The sequence below is a fragment of the Crocosphaera sp. XPORK-15E genome (assembly GCF_034931425.1).
In the GTDB taxonomy this organism is placed as follows: Bacteria; Cyanobacteriota; Cyanobacteriia; order Cyanobacteriales; family Microcystaceae; genus UHCC-0190.
In genome coordinates this window covers 2,597-6,752 of sequence record NZ_JAYGHQ010000054.1, presented here as the reverse complement: position 1 = coordinate 6,752, position 4,156 = coordinate 2,597, and the positions used below count along the sequence as shown (strand labels likewise).

Genomic DNA, 4,156 nt, shown 5'->3' with positions numbered 1-4,156 from the left:
TCAGTTGAATTAGAAAATACAGGTTTATTAGGAGAAATTCATGGCGCAGTTACTGAGGAGCAATTATATGTTTTATCCGTCCGTGAACCCGATAATTTTTTTGAGTTTCGTCACTTCTCTTTGATTTCAGCGAATAAAAAGACTCAAGAAACATTAGGGAAAGTGAAACGGCATGATCAAGTTTGTTTAAAAGGAAAATTAATAGATAATCCCAGTCCTCAACCCCATATATTAGTGGAATCTGCTACGATTAGGGAATCCTGGTCAGGTTTAGAGGGTTATGAGAAATATAAATATGAGGCAACAATTCCAGAAGAATTAAAAGACAAAACCCAAGTAGTCGTCAAAGTTCATGCTATTAACAATCAAGGGGAAATATTAGTAGTAGAATACAAAGATAGGGTGATACCCATTTTTGTCGAAACCCCAGAATTAACCAAGGATTTATATCGAGGGGATTTAATTGATATTAGTTATCAAATACAACCATTACCTGAAAAACCAACCCATTTAAACCTAAATTTAGCTGTTAAAAATCCTCTTAAAATTGTCGAGCAATTAGTCACTAGACAAGGAAAAGAAGAAACATTAACGGGAAAGTTAGTGAAGTTTCCCCAAAGTCCCCAACTGAAGTTTGATGTTTATGGAATAGAAGTTATCACCCAAGGAATTCCTCGCTATTTCACCTTAGTTAATTTTGAAGACATTCAAGAATTTGAAAAAATCAGGTTGAAATTAGCTACAATTTGGAACAATAACTTAAACACTGTCAAACCTGCTCGGAACTTCTTAATTAATCCCAACGTAACCATTGAGGTACAAGGAAAAATTAATATTATTTCCCCTCAACAAGCTAATCCGCAAATTCTGTTAGAAAATGCCAGTCAGATTAAAGTCTTGTCTTCACTAGAAAAAAATTGATACTCCCACCGTTAATTGCTATCAAAATTTGGCATTGACCCATTTTAAAACGATGAAAATATTTTTTTTAGATATGACTATTTTCTGTTCCGAATAAAACTTACGAGAAAAGCACCTGGGAGTCTTGCCGTGTTTCGACCCCAAGTGCTTTTCCACTTACTCACACACACCACATAATACCGAATTGGTATTCATTTACAATAAGCATAAAGTCATCACTATTGAGATTCAATATATAACAGACACTTTAATAATTGTCACAAAAAATCCCCGTCTTCTGACAGGGAAAGAACAAGAGAAAATGGTAAAATTTTTAATTAACGACCAAGCTTTTGAGAGTAGGCAACCATTCCAGCACTTACCACTTGTCCATAGTTATCAAGGCGGTTTTGTTGTCCAGCACGGGTAGGAGCAAAAAATGTATCGGTTAAGCCCATTGAAGCGAACATGATAGTAGCAGCGATAATAATGTAGTTACGGACGATGACGGTGTTGTTGGTGGTGGTGGTAGACATTTGTTTGACCTCGTTTCCTCTTGTTACCTTTACTATATTAGGTTGCCAGGGGTGATGTCAGTCCCAAAATACAGGTATATTCAGGGTTTAAACCGTTCCCTTTCCAGGGATGAAGTAGAAATAAGTGGAAAATTTTCTAATTGACCATAGTAAGCATCCAACTATAAGCAACGATAAGGACGAAAACTAAGCCTATCAGAAGTTCTGTGTGAGTAGAAATCCAATTTGACCAACTAGCTAAGAAAAAACGCAGACTTTCTCGCCGTTTCTGTCCCAGTTGTTTCATTAACATTTCAACCTCTTTATCAACTTCATATATGGATATTTTACCTTGTTGATAACGAGATTCAATCAGATCTAGCTGTTGCCAATATTCTTTAGTCGCTTCAAAAAGGTTGGGAAACATAGTTTATAATGGGTAATTTCAAAAAAGACAGATGAACTGTAACGTTGTGTTAACTTGATTATAAGAAAAGTTACAAAGGTTAACAATGAGGGTAATCCGTACCTGACCTATTCCATCGGCATCACAGAAACTCTATTACCTCAACAACCTAAAGAAAACCTTAAGGATTTATGAGAAGTGTACATAAAACTTTATGATTGGGAATAAGATTCAAAACTACCAGCCACCCATATAAAGGCTGGTTTATAATAAAATCCCCCAAAGATATTGAGACTTGGGGGTTAATTTTTACGCTTCAGTTATCAATAGAATGTCAATTAATAAACAAGAATTAATTCGTCGCATTGCTCAACGAAATGGTCAAGATAGTGAGGTAATCAATACAATTTTAGAGGATGCCTTAGAAGAAATTCATCAATTACTCAAAGCGGGAGAAAGCGTTTACACTGAGCGGAGTCGAAGTGTCAACCTTCGGAACTTTGGCACTTTTTATATAAAATTTTACCCTCACAGTACAAAGTTTAAGTTTAATCCCACGAACACGGTTGCGTAAATTGTTTGGTTGGTCATCGACTTATCAAGGAGATGTCTAAACCCCTTAGAGTTTGTTCAAGCGCAAAATATTCAGCTAGTTTGTTTTGAGTGGTTCACGGCAAATTGATCCCTGTCACTTCACAAACCGTCAAAATTGTTAACAGTTTACCCTACGGGTTTATTTTGTGAAATAAACAAAATAAGAAATGCAAAACAAACAGTTTTTTCAGTGGACAGCATTTTCTCCTGAATTCTTAAAAAGTGCTGGTTTCGATTTAGATTTTTATCCCTTTGCCCGTGAAATGACTTTCGGAAAAGTAGAAGAAACCGCGATGTACGATTACCTGTATCTTGGCTGTTCAGGTATAAAGAAACATAAAGATGGGAAATTTAATCTTCCCTATTCGACTTTTTTAGTTCTTCGTAATGATGGATTAATTGCTAAACCCTATCATCTCCCCAAAAATCAACTTGAGCCACAAATTCCTGGGACAATTCTTGTGATGAATATACATAAATTTCATCACCTAATCAGAGATCAAAGAATCTCTAATACCACTAACTCACGGGTTTGGATTTCACTATGTTTGGAATTTAATTTAATTCCTACTAGACAAAAAATTGAAGATAAGTTTAGGCAATTTTTAATCGCCAAGATGAAATATGTTCAAAATGTGGCAGCAGGAAGATAAGCCAATCCCCCGTGCTAGGGCTGAAATACCTTTAGATTTCGGAAAAATTAAGTCATTCAGGAGGTTATTGAGGAATTTTATGAGAAAAACAACCTTAATACTCCTGTTTTTCCTAACCAGCTAAAAGAACTGAGACGCACGATCTCAGCCGCGTATTCCTTTGGGCCAAGGCATTATCACCCCTACAAGGTTTTTCTTTCTGAAGTTAAGGCCAATTTACCAGCGATTCAGGGATTAACTATCACCAAGGGGCATAAAGAGCGCACGATAGGCAAGATAATCACTGTAGATCCTGGACAGCTTTCTCTATTTGAGTGGCCCCCACAGCCCCAAGGTTTGCCAGATGCACCGGCCAAAGCGATTTCTTTGCATCAGCCTTGGGCATCGTTGATCGTCATGGGACACAAGTGTTTTGAGACTAGAAGTTGGTCAACTAATTATCGAGGCAAACTGGTGATTTGTGCTGCGAAGAAAAAGACAAAAGCTTTAGAGTTAAGCTACCATAGGAAGCGCGAATATTTTCAATATTAACCTAGATAAATATTCGTGGAACAATTTATCTTTTGGCATAGCCATAGCTGTTTGTGATTTGACTGATTGTATCAGCATGACCGATGATTTTATTGAGAAACAGTCAGAATCAGAACTCGCTTGTGGTCACTGGGAAACTGGACGTTATGCCTGGAAATTAGAGGAAATTAAACCGCTTATTCCTACTCCCATTACGGGAAAACAAGGGCTATGGAATGTTAATCTTAAAGATTTTTGTCTGGCTTTTCCTTCGGAAAAATCATTGTGAAATTTCTCTCTAGAATTGATTTATGATTGCTTACGGTTTCTTTGCCACCTGTGTTTATGACGATTCTTACTCTGAAGATGAAGGTAATATATATTTTGCTGAATTACCTTGTAAAGACGATGTTGTGGTTCTTCCATCAAGCATAAAAACAAACCCGACTTACGGGAAAATTCAGTACGTTAGCGAAGAAGACATGACAATTAATGTTTTTATTCCTGATGAGCAGACGAATCTTAAAAATCAGGTGACTGCCAAACAAATCATCAATCTCTGACAATTACAGTAAACA

Annotated in this window: 8 protein-coding genes; 6 read left to right on the top strand and 2 right to left on the bottom strand. The window is 36.5% G+C overall.

What is annotated here, in order from left to right; translation table 11 throughout:
• Window positions 1–921, top strand: a 921-nt coding sequence (locus VB691_RS24230; protein WP_323294091.1) for a hypothetical protein, incomplete at its 5' end; no start/stop codon positions are given.
• A 317-nt stretch (window positions 922–1,238) separates the two neighbouring features.
• On the opposite strand, the gene VB691_RS24225 is transcribed toward VB691_RS24230, so the two are convergent.
• Window positions 1,239–1,436 carry a hypothetical protein gene (locus VB691_RS24225; RefSeq protein WP_323294090.1) on the bottom strand — a complete coding sequence of 66 codons (198 nt, stop codon included), beginning with the start codon at window positions 1,434–1,436 and terminating at the stop codon, window positions 1,239–1,241.
• Between the two features lie 136 nt (window positions 1,437–1,572).
• Complete coding sequence (locus VB691_RS24220; RefSeq protein WP_323294089.1) at window positions 1,573–1,842, bottom strand: hypothetical protein; 270 nt, start codon at window positions 1,840–1,842, stop codon at window positions 1,573–1,575.
• 310 nt (window positions 1,843–2,152) lie between these two features.
• Between VB691_RS24220 and VB691_RS24215 the strand changes: the two genes are divergently transcribed.
• The 5 genes from VB691_RS24215 (at window position 2,153) to VB691_RS24195 (ending at window position 4,141) form a co-directional block, all read left to right on the top strand.
• The gene (locus VB691_RS24215; RefSeq protein ID WP_323294088.1) at window positions 2,153–2,395 is read left to right on the top strand and encodes an HU family DNA-binding protein; all 243 of its coding nucleotides are present in this window, start codon (window positions 2,153–2,155) and stop codon (window positions 2,393–2,395) included.
• 187 nt (window positions 2,396–2,582) lie between these two features.
• Window positions 2,583–3,068: a hypothetical protein gene (locus VB691_RS24210; protein ID WP_323294087.1), complete on the top strand. Its 486-nt coding sequence runs from the start codon at window positions 2,583–2,585 to the stop codon at window positions 3,066–3,068.
• A 396-nt stretch (window positions 3,069–3,464) separates the two neighbouring features.
• Window positions 3,465–3,599: a hypothetical protein gene (locus VB691_RS24205; RefSeq protein WP_323294092.1), complete on the top strand. Its 135-nt coding sequence runs from the start codon at window positions 3,465–3,467 to the stop codon at window positions 3,597–3,599.
• Window positions 3,600–3,675: 76 nt separating this feature from the next.
• Window positions 3,676–3,867 carry a hypothetical protein gene (locus VB691_RS24200; protein ID WP_323294086.1) on the top strand — a complete coding sequence of 64 codons (192 nt, stop codon included), beginning with the start codon at window positions 3,676–3,678 and terminating at the stop codon, window positions 3,865–3,867.
• A gap of 22 nt (window positions 3,868–3,889) precedes the next feature.
• Window positions 3,890–4,141 (top strand): hypothetical protein, encoded by a 252-nt coding sequence (locus VB691_RS24195; RefSeq protein ID WP_323294085.1) that lies wholly within the window; start codon window positions 3,890–3,892, stop codon window positions 4,139–4,141.
• Window positions 4,142–4,156: the final 15 nt, after the last annotated feature.